Genomic DNA, 25,107 nt, shown 5'->3' on the forward strand with positions numbered 1-25,107 from the left:
CCCTATTCTTCAATCAATGGGCTGCGGAGGTCTTCTACCATCGCTTGAATTTCGGCTGGAGGAGGTGGCGTTAGGCGCGAAACCACTAGGGTAACTGCGAAATTAATTAGCATCCCCAAAGTACCAATTCCTTCGGGAGAAACCCCAAAAAACCAGGGTTGCATACCGCCAAACTTGACGCCGACAATGTAAATAATCGTAAAAATTAAACCCGTCAACATACCGGCGATCGCACCTTCGGAATTGGTGCGCTTGTCGAAAATCCCCAGGAAAATCACCGGGAAGAAACTAGCAGCAGCTAAACCAAAGGCAAAAGCTACCACCTCACTCACAAATCCCGGCGGATTCACCCCAAAATAGCCGGCGAGGACGAGGGAAAAACCTACCATAATCCGCCCGACAAACACCCGTTTTTCTTCTGAGGCTGATGAATCGATGATCCGGTAGTAGATATCGTGGGCGATGGAACTGGAAATTACCAGCAATAAACCTGATGCTGTAGACAAAGCAGCAGCCAAACCGCCAGCCGCTACCAAGCCAATCACCCACGGAGGCAAGTTAGCTACCTCTGGGGTAGAAAGCACAATAATATCCCGGTCAATCTTGATTTCATTGGTGTCTTTGTTTGGGGTTAACTGGAAACGCCCATCCTTATTGATGTCATCAAAAGCCAACAGTTTAGTTTTTTCCCATTTGGTTGCCCAGTCTAGCTGCTGCACTTCTGCAACCGTCTGATTGTGCAGGGAATCGATCAGGTTGTAGCGGGCAAACATGGAGAGGGCTGGAGCAGTTGTATAAAGAATAGCGATAAATAGCAATGCCCAACCAGCAGAAAAGCGGGCTGCACGCACACTCTTAACTGTGTAAAATCGGACAATAATATGGGGCAAGCCAGCAGTGCCCACCATCAGGGCAATGGTGGTGAACAGCACATCTAGCATCGATTTGTTCACAAATGGCTCAGTATACGGCTTAAACCCCAAGTCAACCTGAATTTTATTGAGTTTGTCAGCAATATCACTGAAGGTAAATGCTAGCTGAGGAACAGGATTACCAGTGAGAAACCAGGCGATCGCGATCGCTGGAATCAGGTAAGCAAAAATCAACACAGAGTACTGTGCTACTTGTGTCCAGGTGATGCCTTTCATCCCGCCCAACACAGAGAAAAAGCCCACAATCACCATACCGATGATCACACCTGTATTGATATCTACTTGGAGGAAGCGGCTAAAAACAATGCCCACGCCCCGCATTTGTCCAGCAACGTAGGTGAGGGAGACAAAAATGGCTGCAACTACTGCCACCAAACGAGCGATATTAGAGTAATAGCGATCGCCTACAAAATCTGGCACTGTATACTTACCAAATTTCCGCAGGTAGGGAGCCAGCAATAATGCCAGCAGTACATAACCACCCGTCCACCCCATCAAATAAATAGAACCGTCATAACCCAAAAAAGAAATCAGCCCCGCCATTGAAATAAACGAAGCTGCGGACATCCAGTCGGCGGCGGTGGCTGCACCATTAGCAATTGAAGGTATCCCTTGACCTGCGATAAAGAAGTCTTTACTATTTTCGACTCGTGATTGCCAACCAATATAAATGTAGGCAGCAAAGGAAAGTCCAACTAATACAATAGTCCAAATTTCAACTGACACGGTTTTTCCTCACTTCTTGAGATTGTATTTTTGGTCTTGCTTACCGAGATTGTATTTGCGGTCTAGCTTGTCCATTTGGAAGGCATAAATGAAAATCAAGGCTACAAACACCAAGATTGATCCTTGTTGTGCCATCCAAAAGCCAAAAGGTACGCCAAAAAACCGGATTGCATTCAAAGGTTGAACCAACAAAATACTGAAAACTAAGGAAACCAATGCCCAGACAATTAAAAGATTACGAATTAAAGTAGTATTAGCACGCCAATAAGAACGGCGCTGATCTTCATCCATTGTTGTTCATCATCATTGCGTTAGTGCATCAAAATAATACCAATAAGCCGTTATTATCCTGTCTAATTACTGTATTAATTTTTAAATTATTTAGTAAACAATATTTATTTTTGGTGTATTAAATATTGCTAAGTAATAGCTGATTGAGAATTACCATCTGGTCAGTTATTAAAATATGTTGGTTAATCAAGCTGAAATATGCAATAACTCATTAGTAATACAATAGCTTTATATACAGAAGCTTTAATTTTTAATCCGTGTTAACCAGTAGGATAATAAGGCTATTAAATACTAAAAGGCATTTTTTGATTGCTATATAAGCAATTAGTACTCAGAAAGACGAACGAAATTTGATTACAAAATATACGAGTAATTACTACGGACTTTTACTTAGTTATTTTAATAACATTTTGGTAACGAGCTTGTTATTACAGATATGGGGCATTACCAAAATATAGTAAATTATGATACAAATACTGTCTTACTCAGCTTTCCGAGGCATTGCAGTCGGTATAGATGAGAACTTATATCTTCGTGGTGAGAAAAAACTGATTTTAGCGAGGCGTTTTGCAAAGCGATGTCTACGACGGGCTAGCCTATGCTGATCTCAAGCAACCGATTCGCTTCATTCTCAACAACCAACGTCTCCATAGATTTTTGAACTAGTCTTGGAAGTCGCACAAAAATAACTTACCTAATTTATTTGCGATCGCACTTATTTCTCAAAACTTGTAGTTTTGAAATTGGGTAAATTTTTCATGCGTGTCTTCGGAAAGGGCAGATTTCAGCTTCAAACATACCACGAGCCAGAATATATGTTTATCCAAACACTTATCACAGAGCCGATTCATTTTTTCAGAATCGTTGTTATTGTCATATTCTCCATCACTTTGCATGAGCTTGCTCACGGCTGGGCTGCGATGAGTCAGGGAGATAATACTCCACAACAAACCGGTCATTTGACACTGAATCCTGTAGTTCACATGGGCAAAGAATCGCTCATCTTTCTCTGTCTCATGGGTATAGCTTGGGGACAAATGCCCGTCAACCCATCTAAGTTTCGTTCTGGAAAGTTAGGCAATATTTTGGTATCAGCAGCAGGGCCGTTGTCAAATCTGGCTTTAGGAATTCTATTTGTTGTGCTGCTCAAACTTTTCTTTAACCCTAGTCTTTCAGGACTCTTGAGTGTCGAATTTCTTTACCTAGCGGCTCGGATTAATTTGACGTTATTTCTGTTTAATCTGCTGCCAATTCCACCACTCGATGGCTTTCATATTTTCAGTGAAATTTTTCCTCAGCTAAAGCCACTGCAATATAGCCAATTCGGATTATTTGCCATGATGCTTCTATTTATAATTCCGGGTTTTGGGATAGGACTTGGTAGCATTGCTGATTTATTTATCCGGTCAGGATTGGGGATGTAAACAACAATTGTTATGCGAATAAAAAGGAAAAGTTGAATGAAAATCAATACAAAACTTGTAGTTGCTGCTACTAGCCTTACCTTGAGTATTGCTGTTGTGCTTATTCCATCTGAAGAATCAATGGCGAACATATTAGCTGTAGATCAATATAATCATTCTGTAAGTAACCATTTAGTCAAATATCCCCACGAAATAAGTCAACAATTAATGGTTGTAAAACCAGTGACATTTAACTATGTATCAGGGAATTTAATAATTGAAAAATATAACTTTTTACCCTGTTATAATCAAGAGCGATCGCCATTTATCTCTTCTATTGAATTATTGATGAGATTATTGATTATTGGAAGTTTTGGCTCTGTGGGAATCGCAGGTTATTCTTCCTTTGTAGAACGTTATTTTCAAATCATTAATAAAGATTTAAAAATAATTTATTATAGTATTTTCTTGCTACTGTCTTTACAGATTATAGGTAGCGTTATTGTTTTAATGTCTTCACCCACCAGTTCAATTGCTTCTACAATTCATCCAAGCTCTAGCTGTATCTTAGGGAAACCATAGTAGTAATTAGAATTACTATAGTGATTCTAAATAATTAGTGAGAGATAAGAATCCCGACTCAATACTTTTCGGTTAAGACAATAGACGCGATGAATCGCCGTCTTTGTGATGATTTATCGGATATTTGCGATCTATAATTTTCATCAAAAACCTTAACCTAACCGTATTGAATCCCGACTTATTAAATAAGTCGGGATTATAATATTTGCATTCTCACAAATCAAATTAGATTAGATTATATTAGCATATCCAATCTATTTGTCTACACCTACAGAAATAAGTTTGCTGTAATATTCAGTTTTTGCATAGATGCTGATAATACTATCGCCAACTACAAAAAAAGTACCTTCTTGCTCATCTTTAGAAAATTTCAAATTTGGATATTTAGCAGCAGCTTCGTCAGATGTCATGGCTTTTGCTTCCATTTGTTTTGGCAATAGTCCAGTAGAACCAATGTAAAATACCAAGGGAGATATCTTATCTTGGTAGATATTTTCTGCATATTCTTCTAGCTTGTGATTTGCCGTCGTTAAAGCTGTAACCATTTCCTCTTTGCTGATCTGTTTACCAGTTTGTTTATCCTGTAATAACTGCGCCAAACTATCAGCACCAACTTTCTTAAGAATACCTCCAACAATACCATTTTGCTCAAGCCCAAGAAAATCATCAAAAATTGGTTTCATCAACTCGTCAACTTTGCTAGTTTTAGTGCGTGATGACAATAACCTGTGCCTAACAGCGAGATTCTCATTAAATGCCATTTCAAAACTAGGCTTAATGATAATTTCTCCAGTTTCTTTGTCATAAAGACGATACATTCTATTGAGAAACTTGTTAGCAGAAGGTAACTTACCCAAGTTCAAAATATCTTGACTGCCGATATCGATTTTATAGCTAAATTTTGATTCAATAGTACCATTAGCTAAAGCTTCGTTGATATCAATGTATTCGTTAGTCGTAGGAAAGTTGATGTAAATATTCTTGGACAGATAGTGCTTTTGAAACTCATCTAACTGCGTCTCTATAAATACATCTGACTCCTTTCTCAAGTGAGCGCCAATAATACTAGTCAGTACTTTAATTTCTGCTAGTTCATTGAATACTCCATCAATACTGCTGTAAATACTATTAGCAGCTACAAGTGGCAAGCTATCTAACTGAATGGTATATTCAGCCCGAAAGTCGAATTTTTCCGCATCTAGAATGCCTTTTTCTTTGAGTAAGTCAAATACTTTTTTGCTGCTGATTTTGACTTGTAATGACTTTACGTTGATTTTGCCGTCACTTACAATCGTGTAATTATTAAAATTATTGAGGTCATTTACTAGCAAACCTGCTACTTCAAGAGTGGGAGTTTTGTCTTCAGATTTTGCAAGTTTTACTTTACGTTTGACAAGCATATTGATAGTAGCAGTATTGCGGTTAAACTGAAACTTGCCCATACCGACATACTCAGCATTATCCATATATTCTGTTTGCAACCAAGGTTGGAGCAGTTCCCCGTTTTCGTTCCTAACACCTCTAACACGTTTGATACCTGTTCTTTGATAATTTTCTTGCAGGTGCTTGATATTGACAATAATATTGTTGCGATGTTGTGCAAAAATTTGGATTAGTTCTACCAGAGAAATTTGATTCTTTGTCATATTGCCACCCTACAGATAAAGGTTAAGAATCTTGTAAAGCCACGGTTATTGAAGTTTATTGCTCTGACAAAATCAGCTTTTACAACTGTGTAAAATTGAAGGGTAAACACACAATAATTTGATTACGAAACTTTGTACAAAGTTTTGTATATTTGCGGTTAGCTGAGGGTTTAAGTTTAAACGCAAAGGAGCGCAAAGTTTGTTTGAGTCTATTCACTACGGACTGAGGTAAATTTGTACTTCGCGTTGCATACTCAGCGGATATTCATCTCTTTATAGTACAATTGTATCATAAAACTGCCAAGTTGTGTAGACTCCGCTTAGGCTGTTAACTTTGTTGGTTTTAAGACAAAATTATTTCATACAACTTTATTTTCAACCAACATTGACGACACAAAAACTGCATAAACTTTTACCCTCCAAAAAGGCACAAAGTCAACAGCCTAGTACCGCAAGGCGGAATTAAAAATTAAAAATTAAAAATTAAGACAGCGTAAGGGTTTTGTTGATTTGGAATGATTGGTTTATTTCCGCCGTGTTGTACTAGACATGGAGCTTTCTGCAAAACCTATTTAGCACAAAATCTGCAAGGTTTGTAGTAAGCACTTAAGTGCTTAAAAATCCAGGACTAAAGTCCTTACTACAAACTTTTATAACCCTTCAGAACTAATGGGACAGACCACTAGAATGCAGGTTTCTGCAATCCTTTACTTAGCGCAAAATCTGGTCAATCATCCGGTTGGCTTGCGAATCGTAACCGCCGCCAAATAAATTGAAGTGATTCAAAATGTGATACAGATTATAGAGCGTTTTTCTGCGTTCATAGCCTGCATCTAACGGAAATACCTGGTTGTAACCCTGATAAAATGCTGCTGGGAAACCACCAAACAATTCTGTCATGGCGATATCAACTTCGCGATCGCCAAAATAAGTTGCTGGATCAAATATCACAGGTTCTCCCGACGCAGTACACCCAGCATTTCCGCCCCATAAATCGCCGTGTACTAAAGAAGGTTGCACCTCACGATTTGCCAATAGTTCAGGAATCGCTGCTAGTAACTTGTCTTGCTGGGGAAAATTACCTCCCCGCCGCCTTGCCAATTGAAATTGATAACCCAAACGATGTTTAATATAAAATTCCGTCCAGTCTGCTGTCCAAGTATTAATTTGGGGTGTGGAACCAATGGTATTGTTAATTTTCCAACCAAAACCTTGACTGCTGCTAGCTTTGTGCATCGCCGCTAACCTGCGCCCCATCTCTTCCCATGAGTTGCTGTTACCGCGACTAAGTTCCAACCATTCCAGGACGATGTAGCTAGAATTATCAGCAGTACTCCAGCAAATTGGTTTGGGGACGCGAATACTAGCTGTTGCTAGCATTTCCTTTAAACCCAACGCCTCAGCTTCAAACATCGCAACTTGGGATGCAAGGTTAAGCTTGACGAAGTAGGTTATCTCACCATTGGAAACAGCATAACCTTGGTTGATGCACCCACCACCAACCGATCGCCGTTGCTGACTCTGAAATTTTTCGCCAGTTACCTGGCTAATATGGGTGTCGATTTGAGTCCACATGATGCAATTTTGGATTTTAGATTTTGGATTTTGGATTAATAACTGGGCATTGGTACTGATTATTAATTATTTTCCTCTTCCCCATGCCCAATGCCCCATGCCCTATTCCCAATTTTTAATTTACGGCTTTACAAAAACCACACCATAAGCATCTGGGGAAAGATACTCTTTAGCTGCTTGCATTAAGTCTGTTGCATCTTGGCTCTGAATTATCGCTGGGTAATTAAAGGCGGGTTCCAAATCTCCCACCAAAGATTGATAATAACCATACAACCCAGAGCGATCGCTTGGTGTTTCGTTACCAAATATAAATCTGTTAGCTACTCGCTGCCGTATACGGGCAATTTCTGATTCTGTTACCAACTCTGTTTGTAGTTTACCAATGTGTTGAGCGATCGCATCCTCTACAACTGCTAAATTTTCCACTGCACATTTAGCTGAAATATAAAATATCCCTTGCAGCTGATTGCTCATGTTGCTCACAGAAATGGAAGTAACCAATCCCCGTTCTTCCCGTAAATCCCTCACTAGTCTTGATGTCCGTCCGTGTCCCAAAATTCCTGCTAAAACATCCAAACCATAGGTGCGATCTAACTGGGTCATTCCGGGAACCCGCCAAACCATCACTAGCCTTGCTTGTTGCAGACTTTCATCGATAAATTCTCGACGGACAATTTCTGTAAATGGTGATTCAGGGCTGAGTAGTGAGGGCTGAGTCTTGAGTGCTGAGTCCTGAGTTTTAGTAGCTTTTGTAAATCCTTCAGCAACAGTTGCAATTAATTCTTCCACGGGTAAATTACCCACAGCTACAGCAGTAATTGACTGCGGTTGATACCAATTAGTATGAAAATCTCGCATCTGCTGGGGTTTAAGTTCGGCAATCACCGATTCTGGCCCCAATACTGCACGGCGATAGGGTAGCTCATCAAAGGCTGTCTCCATCGCTCGCCGATATGTCCGCCGCTGGGGATTATCCTCTGAACGCCTAATTTCTTCCAAAACTACCAATCGCTCACGTTCAAAGGCATCATCAGGAATACTCGCGTTAGATACTACATCTATTTGTAGTGGTGCAAGCTCGGCAAAATCTTTGGGTGCAGTAGTTATATAGTAATGAGTATAGTCCTGGCTAGTAGCAGCATTAGTAACAGCACCCCGTTCTTCAATTCGACGTTCAAATTCGCCGCTAGCTAGTCTTTCTGTTCCTTTAAAAATCATGTGTTCTAAAAAGTGAGCCATGCCGTTAATGGCATCAGGTTCTACAGCAGAGCCAACTTTAATCCACAAATTGAGGTTTACGGCTTCAACTGGCATTTGCTCGGCAATGATTGTCAAACCATTGGGCAAGTAGTGCAGTGTCGGAGCATTAAGACGGGGAAATTTCCGTAGGGTTGAGGTCATTGCTACTTGTGTGTGAGGAGCGATATTACTTCTTTATCTTATCTGCGACTTCAAATAAGCACTGCGAACGCATCAAGAAGAGAACGCCAAGAAGAATTTTTCCGTATCCCCTCCCCACATCTCCGTATGCTGACTACTTTCTTTAGCCATGAACTCATTAATCTCGATCACGCTGTAAAATTATGAATAGCAATGTTAAGAATTATAAAAATAAATATCGATGTCCAGCATTTCTATTGACAAAAGTAAATCTCATGTAGTCGTAATTGGTGCAGGAATAGGTGGACTGACTGCTGGGGCATTATTAGCTCATAGAGGTTACAGCGTCCTCATTCTAGACCAAGCCCTCGTACCAGGAGGCTGTGCTTCGACGTTTAAACGCCAGGGATTTACCTTTGATGTGGGAGCAACTCAAGTTGCAGGGTTAGAACCAGGGGGAATTCACCACCGCATTTTCTCAGAATTAGAAATAGATTTACCAGCAGCAACGCCTTGTGACCCTGCTTGTGCAGTGTATTTACCTGGGGAAAGCACACCCATCAACGTTTGGCGCGACCAAGAGAAATGGCAAGAGGAACGGCAAAAACAATTCCCCGGTAGCGAACCGTTTTGGCAGTTGATGGCAACTTTGTTTGATGCGAGTTGGGAATTTCAAGGACGCGACCCGGTGCTACCACCGCGTAATTTATGGGATTTGTGGCAGTTAGCTCAGGCGGTGCGTCCGAGTACATTAATTACCGTACCTTTCACTTTGTTTACGGTAGGAGATGCTTTGCGGTTATGTGGATTAGGTAATGACCGACGATTGAGGACTTTTTTGGATTTGCAACTGAAGTTGTATTCCCAAGTCAATGCAGAAGAAACAGCATTACTTTATGCAGCGACGGCGTTGAGTGTATCTCAATTGCCCCAAGGATTGTTTCACCTCCAGGGAAGTATGCAAGTATTAAGCGATCGCTTGGTACAATCCTTAGAAAGAGATGGTGGCAAGTTATTGATGCGCCACACTGTAGAACAAATCAAAGTAGAAAACGGCAAAGCCAGTGCTGTAGTAATTAGAAATCAGAAAACTGGCGAAGTCTGGACAGAACCAGCCGACCACATAGTTAGTAACGTCACCGTGCAAAACTTGGTGCAGTTGTTGGGAGAACAAGCACCATCTGGTTATAAAAACCGGGTGGAAAAACTACCCCAAGCATCGGGTGCTTTTGTGGTGTATTTGGGTGTGGATGCAAGTGCGATTCCGCCTGGGTGTCCTCCCCATCTCCAATTTCTGTACGATGCTGATGGCCCGATTGGCGAGAATAATTCCCTATTTGTTTCCGTCAGTCATCCTGGAGACGGTCGCGCACTGGAGGGGAAAGCAACTATTATCGCTTCTTCATTTGTCGATCCTACAGAGTGGTGGCAGACTGATGATTATGAAGGACTAAAACAAAAGTTTACCCAAGAAGCGATCGCTCGTCTAGCTCAATACTTTTATCTCAAACCAGAAACTATTATCTATCAAGAAGCTGCAACACCCCGCACCTTTGCTCATTTCACAGCCCGCGATCGCGGTATAGTCGGTGGTATTGGTCAAAGAATACCCACCTTTGGCCCCTTTGGCTTTGCAAATCGCACACCCATCCAACATCTGTGGTTAGTTGGTGACTCCACCCATCCAGGAGAAGGTACCGCTGGGGTGAGTTACTCAGCGCTAACAGTAGTCAGGCAAATTGAAGCGCAAATGTAGTATTTTGTCACCACAGAATTCAGGAGTCAGGAGTCAGAATTCAGAATGAATTCTGTACAACTGGCGGATGAATAATATCGTTTCTGGTTAAAGACTTACAGCGAATTTCAAGGAAAGTGAAGTACACAATCTAAGTCTCAAACCTTTGCGTCAAGACTGTTTTCCTTCTGACTCCTGAATCCTGAATTCTTCTTCAATAAACGATTTTTAATTATGAATTATCTCGGAGGATAATACTGGGGATTTACAACTGGAGATTGATAACCGTTTGTGGGTACAGTACTTCCCATACCGTTGGGTACAGGACTCACAACAGGAGGCTGATAAACACTCATCGGTACGGTGCCTGTTGTTCCGTTGGGTAAAGCAGGATTCACAAGCTGGGGCTGATAACCGTTTGTAGGTATAGTGCTTGTAGGACTGTTAGGTGTGACAGGAATCTGGCTAAACTCTTGGTAGGCAACACGAGAAATTGAGCTAATCAATTTTTCGGCGCGAGGGTCATTATTAGGGCGTTGTACCATGACAGCAGCTACATAGCGCTTACCAGTTGGAACACCTATTAAACCTGCATCTGCTAACATTGTGCCGATATCGCCCGTTTTGTGGTATACTCTAGCGCCTGTCCCTAAACCCGATGGTAGCAGAGAGTCTCTTTGAGTACGACGCAAGATATCGAGCATGAGATCGCGTGATGGCATACTGACTAAATTTCCTTGACTCACAATCGCCATCAAATTCCCTAGTTCCTTGGGAGTTGTGGTGTTTGTCCCTTGCAAATCGGGGAGTTGATTGCGAATTATTGTGGCTGTCAATCCCCAAGTACGGAAACGCTGGTTTAAAGCGTCTATGCCTCCGAGTCGGGCAATCAGCATATTTGTCGCCGTGTTGTCGCTGATTGTAATCATTTTGGTGGCGACTTCCAGAGCAGCGTACTGGGTTCCGGCTGGTTTGTATTGCAAATTTCCCGAACCGCCAGCGACCATATCCTGTTGCATGGTCAGCATTTCATCCAGACGAATTTTCCCTGCATCCACATCCTGGAAAAAGGCAATCAGAATTGGCACTTTAATTGTGCTAGCTGCCGGAAAACTGGTAGAGCCATTGACATCTACATAATTACCAGTATCCAAATCTAATAAGAAAACTCCCGGTGTGAGATTTGGGTTGGTGTCCGCCAAATTTTGCACGGCACTTTTCAAAGAGGTAATTTCTTGAGATAAATACATACTCGCAGCTGCGGCTGGGGGAGTTTGGGTGGGTTGTGGCTGTGATCGCACCACAACATTACTATTAGATGGGGACGCCGATGTGCTGATGCGATTAGCTGGGTCTAATACTGACAACACCGTGCCCACAATTGCACCCATGCCAACACCCACAATCAATAACCGTAAAACATACAGTATAGTTTTGGCCATTGGCTTTAACCGCGTTTTCCGCGATGAGCGCCTACCCATTTTTGGCTTTTCCATCCGCACTGTTTTCACCATCACAGCACCCGGTCGAAAGGGAGGAATTTTCCCCTTGACACTAGGCATTGGTTTTACTGCCGTTGGCATGACTAACCCCGATTTGACCCTACGTGTAGCACCAGGGGTTGGGGAAGGACTGATTTGATTTTTTGGGCGTGTTAGTGCCGCTTGTCGTCCACTGACAGTTTGCTGCTGGCTGTTGGCTTTAACTTTCTTCTGTGCCACTTTTTGAACTTTTTGTGGCCGCTGGCGGCGATTTAAGGGTTGACGCCGCGAGAAAGCTGTTAGTTCGTCACTTGACTCTGACACCGTTACTCCTTGTGACCCACTTGACTGTTTTCTTGCAGACTCCTGACCCAAAACTTAATCTTTAAGCAATATTAATACTCAAATTTCACTTTGCCACTAAGTAGCATTTTTACGTTTAGTTTAAGCTATGTTAAATATTTTGGGGGGATGATTGCGTATATATTAAACGAATTATTACAAGTTTTCACCATCTCTTTGGTTTTTAAGGGCCCATTCTACCTGCTGCAAAATTCCTCGGAGCATATATACTTCCCCTGTTTTCAGGTGAGCGCGATTATACATTTGGCGAAATTTTTCCATGCGACTAGCTGCCGTATGGGGATACACATAACCAATCTTCAGTAATAGTGATTCTAATTGCTGATAGTATCCTTCCACAACATCTAAGGGTGCAAGTTCAGTTTGGGGTAAGGGCTGAGTGTCAGATTGTTGGGCACATTGTGACAATTCATAACAACAGATTGCCACGGCGGTAGCCAAATTTAGGGCGACATAATCTTTACTTGTGGGAATGCCAACAAACCGCTGTGCATAATTTAATTCTTCATTGCTTAATCCCCGGTCTTCCCTGCCAAAAATCAGTGCTGTGGGTTTTTCTGGTTCCTCCAGTAGCCAGGGTAGGGCAGTGCGGGGGTTTTCTAAGGGAGTTTCCCAACTGCGAACGCGACCAGTGGTAGCGATCGCCCTGACACATCCATGCAATGCTTCTGGTAAGGTTGCCACTAATACCGCAGATTCGATAATTTCCTGAGCGTGAACAGCCATCATCAAAGCTTCCGTCGATAGCGGATCGCATTGGGGGTTCACTAATACTAAATTATATAAACCGAAATTTTTCATTACCCTGGCGATCGCGCCGATATTTATCGGCCCAGCTGGTTCTACCAACACAATTCTTAATCCAGCCAAGCCCATTTTTTGCCTCCTGCGATCGCACCAGATAATACTTACAGGCTAATTTTCAGCGTCGTGGTTCTGCTGAAGAGTTTCCTTGAAATCATTTTACCTGTGTAAGTGAATGGCTGCGTCAGGTCTGAAGAGTTCAGCGCAATCTTTGCCGTTCAGCTAGTCGTTCGTCACTATTTATTTGTAGTAATCTAATCGTTGTGCGTCCCATAGGCGTTAATCCCACTAGATTCAGTTCTGAAAATGTGAAGTGTTCAGCCCATTTCAGGGTGCGTGGGTTAAAGAGAAAACTAAAAGCCCCTGTATCTGGATCGAAAGATCCTAAGTCAGTGCCTTTATGACGATTACATCGCCAGCAGGTGAGGGCTAAATTATCAGCATTTGTTGCGCCACCGTGCTTTTGAGCAATAACATGATCTATCTCATGGGAAAAAAAAGCAACTCCTGCGGGTAATTGGCAATATTCACATCTGTAGTTTGCGCGTTCTTCTACCAGTCGGCGAAGAACAACCGGAATATAGGTTGCACTCACAGTCAGCTGGTCAAATAAGATAAGTTACCTGCTTTAATCATCACAACTAAGTGTTCAATACGTTCATACTCATCTAGTTCTTTCAACTCCGTGGGTGTAAGTTCACCTGCGTTACTGCGTGTTAACAAGGTACGCAACCGTTCTTGCATTTCGGGAGTGGGTTTAAATTCAGCAATTTGTTCGGGAGTAGGGCTGCTAGCCAAAAAATCTAGGATATATCGGTAAACTTGTGCTGGTACAGCTGGTTGTTGGAGACTCAAAGCAAGTAGTTCAGGTAAGCGATCGCCTACTTGTGCTAGTTGTTGAGATAATTCCTCTGATACTTCTAGGGTAATTCTTGGCATGGGGATTGCATTGGCAATTTACTATTATTAAATGATATATCTCGGATATATCATTACTCTGGCGATCGCTCCGACATTACTCACCCCAGCTACCTCTACCAACACAATATCTTAATCCGCCAAGCCCATTTTATTGCCTCCTGCCTCCTGCCCCCTGCCTCTTGCCCCCTGCCCCCTGCCTTTCTTCGTGATAACAGACTAACAAAATATGTCTCACATTCTGGTCGAAAATCTCAGGAAGACTTTCTTTGTGTCTGAACGTTCCTCTGGGCTTTTCGGTTCAATACGAGGGCTTGTGCAGCGAAAAACTAAAGAAGTTTATGCCCTCAAAGGAGTTTCGTTTTCCCTGGAACGGGGAGAACTTGTAGGATACATTGGCCCAAATGGGGCTGGTAAATCGACCACTATTAAAATTTTAAGCGGTATTCTCGTACCTTCTAGTGGAAAATGCCTAATTGGCGGACGAACTCCTTGGAAAGATCGAATTAAGCACGTTAATCGTATCGGTGTAGTGTTTGGTCAAAGAACACAACTCTGGTGGGATTTACCAGTAATTGAGTCTTTCGATTTGCTGCGAGATATTTATCGCGTTCCCCAATCAGAATATCGCCAGACACGCGAAGAAATGATTGATTTACTTGGTCTAGCCAGCTTTCTCTCGACTCCGGTGAGACAGTTAAGCCTTGGTCAAAGGATGCGATGTGACTTTGCAGCCGCAATGCTTCACAGACCGGAAATTCTTTTTCTTGATGAACCCACCATCGGACTTGATGCAGTTTCCAAGCTTGCAGTCAGAAAATTTATCAAAGCGCTGAATAAAACTCATCAAGTAACCACCATCCTGACTACCCATGATATGGATGATATCGAGGCATTGTGCGATCGCATCATTATTATTGGTGGAGGTGAAATCCTTTGTGATGGAACTCTAGCAGCACTGCGTTCTCAAGTTTCTTCGCGTCGGTACTTAAGAATCGACCTAGCAAACGATGATTTCTTTTTTGAGCAAGAAGGAGTCAGTATTATCTCTAAAGAAGGTCGCACTGTAACTATAGCCTTCGATCCCACAAAGCTTTCTGCTGCGTCTTTAATTAGCCAAGTTACCTCGCAACACGAAGTAGAGGATCTTTTTGTGGAAAATCCACCCATTGAGGAAATAGTTGCTGAACTTTATGCAATTTCAGCCGGAATTATCCCATGAAAGCATATTGGTCACTATTTGTTGCTAGATTTACACTGCTGCTGCAATACCGTGCTGCTGCTTTGGCCGGTGTTGTAACTCAGCTTTTCTGGGGGTTCGTGAAAGTAATGGTTTTACAGGCATTCTTTACTCATGCAACCTCTGCTCAACCGATGACTTTTCAGGAGGCTGTAGGATATGTGTGGCTGGGACAGGCATTTCTAATGGCGATTGTCCCTTGGGGAGGTGATAGAGATATTCAAGAACTCATCCGAACTGGTGCTGTAGGATACGATCTTCTCCGACCTACAGACCTTTATAATTTTTGGTTTACTCGCGCTTTGGCGTTTCGCACAACGCCCCTGATACTTCGTGCTATTCCGCTTCTTTGTGTGACAATTTTGATTTTTCCCCTTTTGGGGCTTGATGAATGGTCGCTTTCTTTTCCACCATCCGTTGCTTCTTTTGTTGCCTTTCTTCTCTCTTTTTTTGGCGCAATTTTACTTTCGTCTGCATTGACTATGCTTCTTACTGTATCAATGATGTGGACAATTTCTGGCGAGGGAATTAATAGTGTTCTACCCACTCTGATTATTATATTCTCTGGAATGATTGTTCCTTTGCCACTTTTTCCTGAGTGGAGCAAGCCTTTTTTGAATGCACTTCCTTTCTCAGGACTAATCGACAAACCTTTTCGTCTTTTTACTGGCAATCTTCAACCAAACGCCCTGTTTAATGTTTTGCTATATCAAGCTTTCTGGATAGTTGTCATTATTATCCTTGGGCGAGTCCTTGTGAAATATGGCATCAGAAAGCTTGTAATTCAGGGGGGATGAGTAAATAATTCTTAATTCGTAATTCGTAATTTTTTAAGCAAGAGATAGGTTAGCGCAAACTCTTGATTTACCCCCCTTAATCCCCCCTTACAAAGGGGGGAAATATCCGGTTATCCCCCTTTGCAAGGGGGAGTTAGAGGGGGTTAATTATATGCAGCTTCACAAAGAAACGGTATTAGGTAATTTATTTTAGATAAAAATTACAAAGCGATATGAATGATTTTTTGCTTTACCTTCGATATATTTCTGTATCTTTCAAGTCGCAAATGCAGTACAAAGTTTCTTTCTGGCTGCAATTCATAGGGCAGCTTTTAGGAACTGCTGTTGAATTTTTTGGAGTCTGGGCACTTTTTAGTCGTTTTAATAGTATTGGTAAATGGACTTTAAATGAAGTTGCTCTATTTTATGGAATAATTAATATTTCTTTTGCTTGTGCTGATGCCCTTGGAAAAGGCTTTGACTCATTTTCAACAATAATTAAAAGTGGAGACTTCGACCGTTTACTTGTTCGTCCACGCACCACAGCACTTCAGCTTTTAGGTAAAGAGTTTACTTTGAAACGAATCGGAAGATTATTTCAAGGAATTTTTGTTATGTGTTGGTCACTTTCATCACTCCACATACCTTTAACTTTTAAAACCTTATGGCTTTTAGGTACTTCATTTTTTGGTGGAGTTGCGCTCTTTGTTGGCATTGTCATTATGCAAGCAACCATCACCTTCTGGACTATTGAATCTCTCGAAATTATGAATATCCTCACTTATGGAGGGGTGGAAACGGCTCAGTACCCTCTTGCAATTTATAGCAAGTGGTTTCAGCGATTCTTTACTTTCTTGATACCGCTTGCTTGCGTCAGTTATTTTCCTTTGCTTGCAGTACTTGAAAAAGAAGATGTTTTTTTAGTGCCTTTGTGGTTTTGTTATGTCTCGCCAATCGCAGGTATTATCTTTCTAATAGTTGCGCTCCAGCTTTGGAAAATAGGAGAGCGATACTATTGTTCTACTGGCAGCTAGTAAGCTATTGCGCCTTTAATTTGCACTAATATTTTTCCAATATGATTGTGGGGTGGGCATCTTGCCCGCCCTGATAATGCAAGTTCTATACGTAACAGCTTACCCTGAATTTTAGCTGTGTACTCAGGTGTATTTTAAATGGACAGATCGCACTTTTCTAAAGATTCTGATTTAATACTTTGTAGGATTGCCTAATTTCACTAAACAATGCCACAAGAAGCTCACATGAAAAATTCCAGGAAAGGTTGGTTACGTAAAAGACTCAAAACTACTCTGATTTTCCTGTTAGTGCTGGGGCTATTGTTAGTGGGATTTGTCACCTACACTGTACGCCAATCCTTTCCACAAGAGAGTGGCACAATTCAACTACCTGAACTGAAAGCTGAAGTAACCGTTCAACGCGATAAATGGGGTATTCCCCATATTTATGCTGCCAACTCCCACGATTTATTTATGGCGCAAGGTTATATCCACGCCCAAGACCGCTTTTGGCAAATGGACTTTTGGCGACACATTGGTTCTGGGCGACTTTCAGAAATGTTTGGTTCATCTCAGGTTGACACTGATAAATATCTGCGGACAATGGGTTGGGCGAGGGTGGCGCAGCAAGAAATTCAGGAAATTAATGCAGAGATGAAAGCATACTTGGAAGCATACGCCGATGGTGTCAATGCTTATCTGACAGAGCATCACGGCAGCGCCCTGAGTCTAGAATACACTGTGCTAAAGTTTCTCAATCCTGGGTATCAGCCAGAACCTTGGCAAATACTGCATTCTTTGACTTGGGGTAAGGTAATGGCTTATGATTTGGGCAGAAATTTTCAGAGCGAAATTGAACGTGCTATTTTGCTCAAAACCCTTAACCCTAATCAAGTAGAGGAACTTTTTCCGCCATACCCTCAAGACTTGCCAGTTATTTTACCTGAGTTCCAGAAAAAAGAGGACACAGGAACAGGGGGACAGGGGAACACGCAGAGTTATTTCCCCGCATCTTCTTCACTTCTCGACTCTCCAGATGTATTACCTGCTTTAGAGTCAATTACTAAGCCGATGATGGCTTTGGAACAACTTATAGGGCCCACGGGAATAGGTATTGGCTCGAATAACTGGGTGATATCTGGTCAGCGGACAGCTACAGGTAAGCCAATTTTGGCGAATGACCCGCACTTAGGTGTGCAAATTCCCTCTATCTGGTATGAGGTTGGTCTGCACTGTACACCGAAGAGTACAGAATGTCCCTACAACGTTTCTGGCTTTTCCTTTGCGGGAATGATTGGGGTAATTATCGGTCATAGCGATCGCATTGCCTGGGGTGTCACCAATGTACAATCTGATGTGATGGATTTATACATCGAGAAAATCAACCCGAAAAATCCTAACCAGTATGAAGTCAATGGTAAATGGGTTAATATGCAACTCGTGCCAGAGACGATTCAAGTCGCCGGAAGTCAACCGATTGTCCAAACGGTTCGCTATACCCGACATGGGCCAATTCTCTCTGATGTTTCGCCCAATCTAAAGCAATTCCAGCCGAGTCAGTCGCTAGAATTACCGCAAAACTACGCCGTAGCCCTGCGCTGGACAGCCCTAGAACCTTCCAAACTAGGGTATGCCGTTCCCCAAATCAATCGCGCCCAAAACTGGCAAGAATTCCGCACTGCTGCCAGCAATTATGATGTCCCGGCTCAAAACTTGGTCTACGCTGACATTGATGGCAATATTGGCTACCAAATGCCTGGTAAATTCCCCATCCGCGCTCAGGGAGATGGGCGTTATCCCGTTCCTGGTTGGACGGATGAATATGAATGGCAAGGCTATATTGACTTTGAGCAGTTACCCAAAAGTTTCAATCCACCTCAAGGTTATATTGCTACTGCTAATAATTTAGTTATGCGTGAATATCCTTATCTAATTACCGCAGACTGGGTTTATGGCTATCGGGCACAGCGCATCGTTGAGATGATTTCACAACAAACACAGCCGATTTCCCTGAAAGGTGTGCAGCAGATACAGGGAGACGATCGCAATCTGAATGCACAAACATTAGTACCGCTACTGCAATCTATCACTGTTGATACCCCCCGATTGCAGGCAGCCCAAAAACTTCTGCAAGATTGGAATTTGCAGTTAGGAATGACATCGCCTGTTGCTGCTTTGTTTGAAGTCTTCTGGAAACACTTACTGGCAGATACGTTTCACGATCAGTTACCTGAAAAGTACTTTCCGCATGGAGGCGATCGCTGGTATGCTGTAATCGCAAATCTGGTCAAACAGCCCAATAGTTCTTGGTGGGACAATCGCAACACTCCAAAAGTTGAGAGCCGCGACCAAATCCTGCGACAATCCTTCATAGAAGCCGTGGATGAACTAGAACGAATTCAAAGCAAAGACCCGAAAAACTGGAATTGGGGCAAGCTGCATACCATTACTTTTCGGAATGCCACTTTAGGTAAATCTGGGGTTCCACCGATTGAAGCTTTATTTAATCGTGGTGCTTTTGCCACATCTGGTAACGGCGAAACAGTGAATGCTAACCGTTGGAGAGCAAATAAATCCTTTGAAGTGACTGATATTCCTTCACTGCGGATGATTGTAGATTTAGGAAATTTAGATAACTCAGTAGCAATTCACACCCCTGGACAATCAGGACATGCTTTCCATAGTCACTACAACGATATGGTTGAACCTTGGCGCAAGATTGAATATCACCAGATGCTTTGGGAACAGAAGTCTGTTGCAAATAACACCACTGTGACATTGAAGTTCGTTCCCAAATTGCGAGAGTAGAGGGCAAGCCAATACTTGTCGGTTAAGGGGGAAAGGGGAAGGTGGGGCCCCCTCTGGGGATAAGGGGCGGGGGGAAAGGGAAATTAAAAACCTTTAACCCTTTCCCAAAACCAAACTTTGGGTTCAAAATGTTTAACCGAGTAGTATTGGAGGGCAAGCTGGCTATGCAATTTTAAATTTAGTTAATTAAGTGTAATTACATACACTATTTAGGAAAAATGAAGTATAAAGTAACAGGGCAGAAAGAAAGTTAGAAACAGAAATAAAGATTCTTTTGAGAAAAACGTATTTTTGCTGACCATCCGTTTCCTCTGCCCAACTTGAGTGAAACATCGTCGGAGATAATAGAACATTATGCAATGCGTGTTTAAACGAAGTTTTATACTTTCAGCAACTACTGCGATCGCATTATTATTTGCAGGTTGTGGAGAAAGTAAAGTTGCTCAATGTAACAAAGTCATAAAGGTTGCCAATCAGGCATCTACTCTAGGTCAGGAATTCGGTAAAAATTCTAATCCGGCACAAGGTTCCAAAGCCTTGACTGAACTTGCTGGTAAGATCGATCCACTTGCCACAGAGATGAAAGCACTAGAAGTTAAGGATGAGAAACTCCAAGGTTTTCAAGGACGTTTTCTCACACTCTATCAGAACATCAGCAAGGAATTAAATAATGCAGCAGCAGCTATAGATAAAAAGAATCTACCAGCAGCAAAGGGCTTTTTGGTATCTCTGCAAAAGAGTAGTAGTGAAGAAAGTTCAATAGTCAAGGAAATTAATAGCTACTGTTCTGGCAAATAATCCATTCTCCTCTGCCTGGAATCTCAATGCATAAATAGCGGTTAAATAGTTGGTCGCAGAAGTGTTGAACGGTAAGAAAAATCCGATAAAAATAGCCCAAAATATGGTATTTTTGGGCGAAGGCTTAAACTATATTAGTTTGATTGTGATTATAAATTCATTTCCCAAAATTGTCAAAGATATCTTGAAAAGCCTGCCAAAAAATGATTATCCAGTATTGAATAGTCGTCTATTCTTTGAGTGCTGGCTATCCTATGCTCTGGATAATAGCTTAACAAGTATGCGAGATTTATTTAAGAGATTAAACAATACAGGATTTGAGGTAGATATTTCTACTTTTTCTAAAGCAAATTTACATCGAAGCCAAAAACAATTTCAAGGAATTTACCAAAAATTAAATGAATTAGTACAGAAGAAAATTCACAAAAAATTACACGATAAATATGCTATTTGTCCTATTGATTCAACAATTATTACCCTGACAAGTAAATTGTTATGGGTTTTGGGTCATCATCAAGTCAAACTTTTTAGTTCTTTGAATTTAGCTACAGGTAGCCCAGAAGATAACTTGATCAATTTTGGACATGATCATGATTATAAATTTGGTTCCAAGATGATGTCTAGTCTCCCAACTAATGCTGTAGGGGTAATGGATAGAGGCTTTGCGGGATTAAAATTCATTCAAGAATTGGTACAAGAAAACAAATATTTTGTTTTGCGGATTAAAAACAATTTCGTTACTAGAATTTGAGGATGCAACTGGATTAGTCAAAGTAGGTGCATCTGATGAGGCTATTGCCTATAGAGTCATTAATTTTTGTGATTTAGAAACGAAAACTGAGTTCCGCTTAGTGACTAATTTACCAAAGTCGGGAGATGCAGCTGTTAATGATGATGAAATTAGGGATATTTATCGATTACGTTGGGGAGTTGAACTCTTGTGGAAGTTTTTAAAGATGCACTTAAAACTTGACAAATTAATTACCAAAAACGTCAACGGTATCACCATACAAATTTACGTTAGTTTAATAGCTTATCTGATTTTACAGCTTTTATCTATTCCCGCACAATGGGGACATACACTATTAGATAAATTCCGCTATTTGCAATCTTGTATGTGTCAGAAAATCAGCTATGTTCATTGGTTTGAGGAGATGATGTTATGTTGACTAATTTAGCCTTTTTAGAGTTAGTGTAACTATTTATGTAAAGTTTTGTATCAGCATTCAACATTTCTGAGTTGGTCGATAACCACCAAAAACAGCAAAGCTAAAATTTTTGTACCAGCAATCCACATTTTGGAACCCAGCCGCTTCTAACCAGCGAAGTTGAATATCAAGGGTTGCCATGCGATCGTATTCCATACGTTTTTGTGCAGCTTTGAGATCCTCTTCTGAGATATTCTTCGCGCGGACAGAATCTAACCAGTTTTGACGGTAAAGTTGTTCTAAATCAGGCGTTTTACCGAGAACTTGATCGGCGTTGATAAATATCCCTCCAGGATTGAGAACTTCATAAATCCGTTGATAAAGAAGTTCTTTGTCAACATCCGACAGATGATGAATCGATAAGGCAGAGATTATTAGGTTATATGAACCACCTAAATCAGTCTCAATGTAGTCACCAATTAAGATATTGGGAGATTTACCCATTTTGCTAAATCTTAACTTAGCTTTCTCTAACATTTCAGGGGCTAAGTCAAGCAATGTGAACTCTGCATTCGGGAATATGGACTGAACCATACCTGAGTAAAGTCCAGTACCAGCCCCCAAATCTAAAACTTTCAGCGGTGCATTGCAATCGCCTGGGATAATTTCAACAGCTGTTTTGTAAAAGTCATCAAAACAGGGAATTAAAACACGACGTAAGTTATCATAATCTCCTGCGGCAATATTAAAAGCTTCTTGAATATTCATTTTTTTATTTTTAATAAAGGTAAAACTTTCTGTTTTAACAATTCAATTAAAGCTGGTTCCATATATTCATAGTCATCTGGTATATCTAAACAGATAATTTTTTTATCTTTCAGGAAGGGCTGAAAATTTTTGGATAGTTTATTTTTATGCGATTTTTCCATTACAAAGATAATATCAGCCCATTGAATAGCCTCCGTTGATAATGGTACTTCAGCATAGCGATCTAAACCTGCCGAGTCTGTTTCAAATCCTTCATATTCAGAAAATACAGCCTCGGCGGTAGGACTTCGCAATTTATTCTGGCTACAGATAAATAAAAGCTTTTTCATTAATTAATCTGTATACAGCAAATACATAGCTATTCTATATTCTTAGACAATAAAAATCAGTCAAGGGAAGACCTAGCTTCCGCGATCTGAAAAGTCAGGCCTCTTGACTGCTATTCATATTATATCAGCTACTTTATAGGCTAGCTTGTCTCTGGTTGCCTAGTTATTAAAGTAAAATAGCTTACTGTGATTGCACCACAGACAACCCCAAAACTATGCCAAATATAAACCAACATATCTTATTAAGCTTCAAGAAATTGAATGATTTTCATTGATGATCGCTGACTATTCATTAAAAAATCCTACTAAGGAGACTGACGCAATTCCTGAATCAGGGCTTCAGCACCCCTATTCATTTCTTCTTCATTTTTTCGCTGCAATCGATAGTATATCCAATCAAAAATTAATGGACTAAGACGACGGTTATCATATATTTGATTTTGCAAATTATATGATTCTGTCTCAAGTTCTTGAGGAGCAATTCTACCATTGACGACCTGCTGCCAGATACTCTCAGAATTTTCTCTAAGTCTGTCAAGTCGAGTTGCAGCTTCATTATTATCAATATACTGGCGTAATCCAAAAACGAATGTAGGTACTAGTGGGGTCAAAGTTGCTAATACAAATTTCTCTAAGGTTAAACCTCCAATCAAACCGACTAAAAAGACAATAATTGTTATTGCAATTAATACAACAATTACCAAATTAGAGTAACGTCGCTTAAGGTTAGCGTCCCACCAAATATTACAACGCTGGCAAATAATACGTGCTTGGTAAATTGGTAATTGGCTAACATTAATCGGATACCAGTTTTCAAGCTTTGAGTAATTTGTATATTTATGTCTATATTTAGCAGAGCTATCAATGATAGTTTCTGGTTCAGGGCGGCTTCCAGAATTTAGTTTTGTCCAATCTAATTGAAGAATATCACAATCAAAAAGTTGTTGGATTTTTGCAGCTTTTTCTTGAAGATATTTCTGCCAACGACTAAGTATAAGAATATCTAAAAATGTTACAGCTATTCCCCACAAAGCAGCATAAACTTGAAATCTAGGGAGCAATGCAATAAAAATAGACCATACAACTACTAGGGGAATGCTAAGAATCATGCTGGCATTTTGTATACTTTTAGCATCAGAGTAGAGTTGTCGTTGTGCTGCTAAACGCTCCAACTGAAGTTGTATATTCTGTTCTTGGGGAATTTTGTTCATAAATAATCAGGAAATAGCTATAGATATAAAGACTTTTTCAAATTTTAAATTTAACCAAAAATTTTTAAGCATTATTTTAATCTTAGTGTAAGTATTGTAGAATTCATTAATAGAATTAATTTTTAACTATAAATAGGAAAGTTTATGCCGAAGACTTCGCGCCATTTACTAATTGATAATTTATGGTTATTTTCACTTTCTAATTGTCTAGCCTCCAAGGCTTTTATATTATCTATATGCGCTCTAGTCCAAATACTAGATCGCTCTTTTAGTTCTAAATTATTAATATTTCCCTGAATTGCTTTAGGATCATTAACTGAATTAAAAATATTATCTCTAATATATTGTAATAAGTTTGGAACTTCTAAATCTACATAACTAGATGCTTTTCTATAAATATTATCTGAATAATAGTCTAATATCATATTTTCAAGTAAATATGAGGACATTGATGACATCGTTGGTCTTTTATTCCAAAATTTCATTAATCTTATTAAATTGAATATATTGCCATCATGGAACTGATTTACTTGAGTTGCTCGATCTCGATCAATTCTTGGATCTGTTTTTTGCCAGTTACCTTGGCCATCTGGAATTAAATAATAAGTTCTTCCAGAAAAGTCGGGTTTTGTAAAAAAGCAAGGGACAATATCAAAATTCCAATAATAACTTTTCAATTTGAGTGTAGCAGCTTCTAAGTTTCTGTTGATATCAGCTTTTTCATACTGTGGCACTTTATTCATTAAAGCTATAATTTTATTAATAACTTTTCGTGAATTTAGTTTGTTTGTACTATCAAAATAAAGTCTTTTTAATTTATAAGCAGAATCAGGTACATATATCTCAATTACATTATCTATATATTCATAGTAGGACGCTCCTTCACCACTTAAAACAATCATAATATCAATATCATCAAGTTCTCTTTTTTTTGTACGTCTAGCAAAAGAGCCAAAGTAAATATCTTTTTCTGAATACAGCGTGGGAAAGTATATGTCTTTTTCCGGAAATGAATGTATTTGCTCTTCTACTAGCCAATCTCTGCTCTTTCTTGCTTGAATAGTATCATTTGGATCTAAGTTGACATAATTTTTCAAAAAATCATTAAAAGCTGCATTGACAGTTTTAGCCATAAAATACTATTAATAACTGGAAGAAACTAGAAAATAATATTATAGTA

The 25,107-nt window shown here is 40.4% G+C and carries 21 protein-coding genes and 1 pseudogene; 9 read left to right on the forward strand and 13 right to left on the reverse strand.

Annotated elements, in window-relative coordinates; all coding sequences use genetic code 11:
- Positions 1–2: 2 nt before the first annotated feature.
- Together HUN01_RS20325 and HUN01_RS20330 are read right to left on the reverse strand one after the other, a co-directional pair.
- Positions 3–1,658 (reverse strand): sodium:solute symporter family protein, encoded by a 1,656-nt coding sequence (locus HUN01_RS20325; RefSeq protein WP_181927711.1) that lies wholly within the window; start codon positions 1,656–1,658, stop codon positions 3–5.
- Between the two features lie 9 nt (positions 1,659–1,667).
- The gene (locus tag HUN01_RS20330) at positions 1,668–1,949 is read right to left on the reverse strand and encodes a DUF4212 domain-containing protein (RefSeq protein WP_181927712.1); all 282 of its coding nucleotides are present in this window, start codon (positions 1,947–1,949) and stop codon (positions 1,668–1,670) included.
- Positions 1,950–2,764: 815 nt separating this feature from the next.
- On the opposite strand from HUN01_RS20330, the gene HUN01_RS20335 reads away from it, so the two are divergent.
- Both HUN01_RS20335 and HUN01_RS20340 read left to right on the forward strand, forming a co-directional pair.
- Positions 2,765–3,373 (forward strand): site-2 protease family protein, encoded by a 609-nt coding sequence (locus HUN01_RS20335; RefSeq protein ID WP_181932756.1) that lies wholly within the window; start codon positions 2,765–2,767, stop codon positions 3,371–3,373.
- Positions 3,374–3,409: 36 nt separating this feature from the next.
- Entirely contained in the window at positions 3,410–3,934 is a 525-nt protein-coding gene (locus tag HUN01_RS20340) for a hypothetical protein (protein ID WP_181927713.1), read from the forward strand.
- A 254-nt stretch (positions 3,935–4,188) separates the two neighbouring features.
- Here HUN01_RS20340 and HUN01_RS20345 read toward each other — a convergent pair whose 3' ends face one another.
- The 3 genes from HUN01_RS20345 to HUN01_RS20355 all read right to left on the reverse strand — a co-directional run bounded on the left by HUN01_RS20345 (position 4,189) and on the right by HUN01_RS20355 (position 8,556).
- Complete coding sequence (locus HUN01_RS20345; RefSeq protein ID WP_181927714.1) at positions 4,189–5,580, reverse strand: hypothetical protein; 1,392 nt, start codon at positions 5,578–5,580, stop codon at positions 4,189–4,191.
- Positions 5,581–6,291: 711 nt separating this feature from the next.
- On the reverse strand, positions 6,292–7,155 hold the full coding sequence (locus HUN01_RS20350; protein WP_181927715.1) for a fructosamine kinase family protein: 864 nt from the start codon (positions 7,153–7,155) through the stop codon (positions 6,292–6,294).
- Positions 7,156–7,275: 120 nt separating this feature from the next.
- Entirely contained in the window at positions 7,276–8,556 is a 1,281-nt protein-coding gene (locus HUN01_RS20355) for a M16 family metallopeptidase (RefSeq protein WP_181927716.1), read from the reverse strand.
- A 220-nt stretch (positions 8,557–8,776) separates the two neighbouring features.
- Here HUN01_RS20355 and crtD point away from each other — a divergent pair, with 220 nt between their 5' ends.
- Positions 8,777–10,291, forward strand: a complete 1,515-nt coding sequence (gene crtD, locus HUN01_RS20360) for a C-3',4' desaturase CrtD (protein ID WP_181927717.1) — start codon at positions 8,777–8,779, stop codon at positions 10,289–10,291.
- A 218-nt stretch (positions 10,292–10,509) separates the two neighbouring features.
- On the opposite strand, the gene HUN01_RS20365 is transcribed toward crtD, so the two are convergent.
- The 4 genes from HUN01_RS20365 to HUN01_RS20380 all read right to left on the reverse strand — a co-directional run bounded on the left by HUN01_RS20365 (position 10,510) and on the right by HUN01_RS20380 (position 13,857).
- Complete coding sequence (locus HUN01_RS20365; protein WP_181927718.1) at positions 10,510–12,075, reverse strand: serine hydrolase; 1,566 nt, start codon at positions 12,073–12,075, stop codon at positions 10,510–10,512.
- A gap of 174 nt (positions 12,076–12,249) precedes the next feature.
- Positions 12,250–12,990, reverse strand: coding sequence for an RNA methyltransferase (locus HUN01_RS20370; RefSeq protein ID WP_181927719.1), 741 nt, complete (start codon positions 12,988–12,990; stop codon positions 12,250–12,252).
- Positions 12,991–13,117: 127 nt separating this feature from the next.
- Entirely contained in the window at positions 13,118–13,513 is a 396-nt protein-coding gene (locus HUN01_RS20375) for an HNH endonuclease (RefSeq protein WP_181927720.1), read from the reverse strand.
- Positions 13,514–13,515: 2 nt separating this feature from the next.
- Positions 13,516–13,857, reverse strand: a complete 342-nt coding sequence (locus HUN01_RS20380) for a hypothetical protein (RefSeq protein WP_181927721.1) — start codon at positions 13,855–13,857, stop codon at positions 13,516–13,518.
- 208 nt (positions 13,858–14,065) lie between these two features.
- Here HUN01_RS20380 and HUN01_RS20385 point away from each other — a divergent pair, with 208 nt between their 5' ends.
- The 6 genes and pseudogenes from HUN01_RS20385 (at position 14,066) to HUN01_RS20410 (ending at position 21,640) form a co-directional block, all read left to right on the forward strand.
- A complete protein-coding gene (locus tag HUN01_RS20385; RefSeq protein ID WP_181927722.1) occupies positions 14,066–15,058 on the forward strand; it encodes an ABC transporter ATP-binding protein in 993 nt (330 codons plus the stop codon).
- On the forward strand, positions 15,055–15,873 hold the full coding sequence (locus tag HUN01_RS20390) for an ABC transporter permease (protein WP_181927723.1): 819 nt from the start codon (positions 15,055–15,057) through the stop codon (positions 15,871–15,873). The genes HUN01_RS20385 and HUN01_RS20390 overlap by 4 nt, the downstream gene beginning before the upstream one ends.
- Positions 15,874–16,085: 212 nt before the next feature.
- Positions 16,086–16,886, forward strand: coding sequence for an ABC transporter permease (locus HUN01_RS20395; protein WP_181927724.1), 801 nt, complete (start codon positions 16,086–16,088; stop codon positions 16,884–16,886).
- 225 nt (positions 16,887–17,111) lie between these two features.
- A complete protein-coding gene (locus HUN01_RS20400) occupies positions 17,112–19,673 on the forward strand; it encodes a penicillin acylase family protein (protein WP_181932757.1) in 2,562 nt (853 codons plus the stop codon).
- Between the two features lie 354 nt (positions 19,674–20,027).
- Positions 20,028–20,471 carry a hypothetical protein gene (locus HUN01_RS20405; protein WP_181927725.1) on the forward strand — a complete coding sequence of 148 codons (444 nt, stop codon included), beginning with the start codon at positions 20,028–20,030 and terminating at the stop codon, positions 20,469–20,471.
- A gap of 145 nt (positions 20,472–20,616) precedes the next feature.
- Positions 20,617–21,640, forward strand: a pseudogene (locus tag HUN01_RS20410) (IS4 family transposase).
- 57 nt (positions 21,641–21,697) lie between these two features.
- Here the strand turns inward: HUN01_RS20410 and HUN01_RS20415 are convergent.
- The 4 genes from HUN01_RS20415 to HUN01_RS20430 form a co-directional block, all read right to left on the reverse strand.
- Positions 21,698–22,387 carry a class I SAM-dependent methyltransferase gene (locus HUN01_RS20415; protein WP_181927726.1) on the reverse strand — a complete coding sequence of 230 codons (690 nt, stop codon included), beginning with the start codon at positions 22,385–22,387 and terminating at the stop codon, positions 21,698–21,700.
- A complete protein-coding gene (locus tag HUN01_RS20420) occupies positions 22,384–22,716 on the reverse strand; it encodes a low molecular weight protein tyrosine phosphatase family protein (protein ID WP_181927727.1) in 333 nt (110 codons plus the stop codon). Before HUN01_RS20420 ends, HUN01_RS20415 begins: the two co-directional genes overlap by 4 nt.
- Before the next feature lie 305 nt (positions 22,717–23,021).
- Entirely contained in the window at positions 23,022–23,927 is a 906-nt protein-coding gene (locus tag HUN01_RS20425; RefSeq protein ID WP_181927728.1) for an S-4TM family putative pore-forming effector, read from the reverse strand.
- Positions 23,928–24,049: 122 nt separating this feature from the next.
- Positions 24,050–25,060: a nucleotidyltransferase family protein gene (locus tag HUN01_RS20430; RefSeq protein ID WP_181927729.1), complete on the reverse strand. Its 1,011-nt coding sequence runs from the start codon at positions 25,058–25,060 to the stop codon at positions 24,050–24,052.
- Between the last annotated feature and the right edge of the window lie 47 nt (positions 25,061–25,107).

Origin of the sequence: Nostoc edaphicum CCNP1411, from assembly GCF_014023275.1 — a bacterium.
Classification (GTDB): Bacteria; Cyanobacteriota; Cyanobacteriia; order Cyanobacteriales; family Nostocaceae; genus Nostoc; species Nostoc edaphicum_A.

What these genes read in the sequence shown, in the direction of transcription:
- HUN01_RS20430 (WP_181927729.1), bottom strand. Translation starts at nt 25,060, where the DNA reads ATGGCTAAAACTGTCAATGCAGCTTTTAATGATTTTTTGAAAAATTAT.
- HUN01_RS20400 (WP_181932757.1), top strand. Translation starts at nt 17,112, where the DNA reads ATGAAAAATTCCAGGAAAGGTTGGTTACGTAAAAGACTCAAAACTACT.
- HUN01_RS20415 (WP_181927726.1), bottom strand. Translation starts at nt 22,387, where the DNA reads ATGAATATTCAAGAAGCTTTTAATATTGCCGCAGGAGATTATGATAAC.
- HUN01_RS20345 (WP_181927714.1), bottom strand. Translation starts at nt 5,580, where the DNA reads ATGACAAAGAATCAAATTTCTCTGGTAGAACTAATCCAAATTTTTGCA.
- HUN01_RS20335 (WP_181932756.1), top strand. Translation starts at nt 2,765, where the DNA reads ATGTTTATCCAAACACTTATCACAGAGCCGATTCATTTTTTCAGAATC.
- HUN01_RS20330 (WP_181927712.1), bottom strand. Translation starts at nt 1,949, where the DNA reads ATGGATGAAGATCAGCGCCGTTCTTATTGGCGTGCTAATACTACTTTA.
- HUN01_RS20425 (WP_181927728.1), bottom strand. Translation starts at nt 23,927, where the DNA reads ATGAACAAAATTCCCCAAGAACAGAATATACAACTTCAGTTGGAGCGT.
- HUN01_RS20385 (WP_181927722.1), top strand. Translation starts at nt 14,066, where the DNA reads ATGTCTCACATTCTGGTCGAAAATCTCAGGAAGACTTTCTTTGTGTCT.
- HUN01_RS20380 (WP_181927721.1), bottom strand. Translation starts at nt 13,857, where the DNA reads ATGCCAAGAATTACCCTAGAAGTATCAGAGGAATTATCTCAACAACTA.
- HUN01_RS20395 (WP_181927724.1), top strand. Translation starts at nt 16,086, where the DNA reads ATGAATGATTTTTTGCTTTACCTTCGATATATTTCTGTATCTTTCAAG.
- HUN01_RS20370 (WP_181927719.1), bottom strand. Translation starts at nt 12,990, where the DNA reads ATGGGCTTGGCTGGATTAAGAATTGTGTTGGTAGAACCAGCTGGGCCG.
- HUN01_RS20390 (WP_181927723.1), top strand. Translation starts at nt 15,055, where the DNA reads ATGAAAGCATATTGGTCACTATTTGTTGCTAGATTTACACTGCTGCTG.
- crtD (WP_181927717.1), top strand. Translation starts at nt 8,777, where the DNA reads ATGTCCAGCATTTCTATTGACAAAAGTAAATCTCATGTAGTCGTAATT.
- HUN01_RS20340 (WP_181927713.1), top strand. Translation starts at nt 3,410, where the DNA reads ATGAAAATCAATACAAAACTTGTAGTTGCTGCTACTAGCCTTACCTTG.
- HUN01_RS20420 (WP_181927727.1), bottom strand. Translation starts at nt 22,716, where the DNA reads ATGAAAAAGCTTTTATTTATCTGTAGCCAGAATAAATTGCGAAGTCCT.
- HUN01_RS20355 (WP_181927716.1), bottom strand. Translation starts at nt 8,556, where the DNA reads ATGACCTCAACCCTACGGAAATTTCCCCGTCTTAATGCTCCGACACTG.
- HUN01_RS20350 (WP_181927715.1), bottom strand. Translation starts at nt 7,155, where the DNA reads ATGTGGACTCAAATCGACACCCATATTAGCCAGGTAACTGGCGAAAAA.
- HUN01_RS20405 (WP_181927725.1), top strand. Translation starts at nt 20,028, where the DNA reads ATGCAATGCGTGTTTAAACGAAGTTTTATACTTTCAGCAACTACTGCG.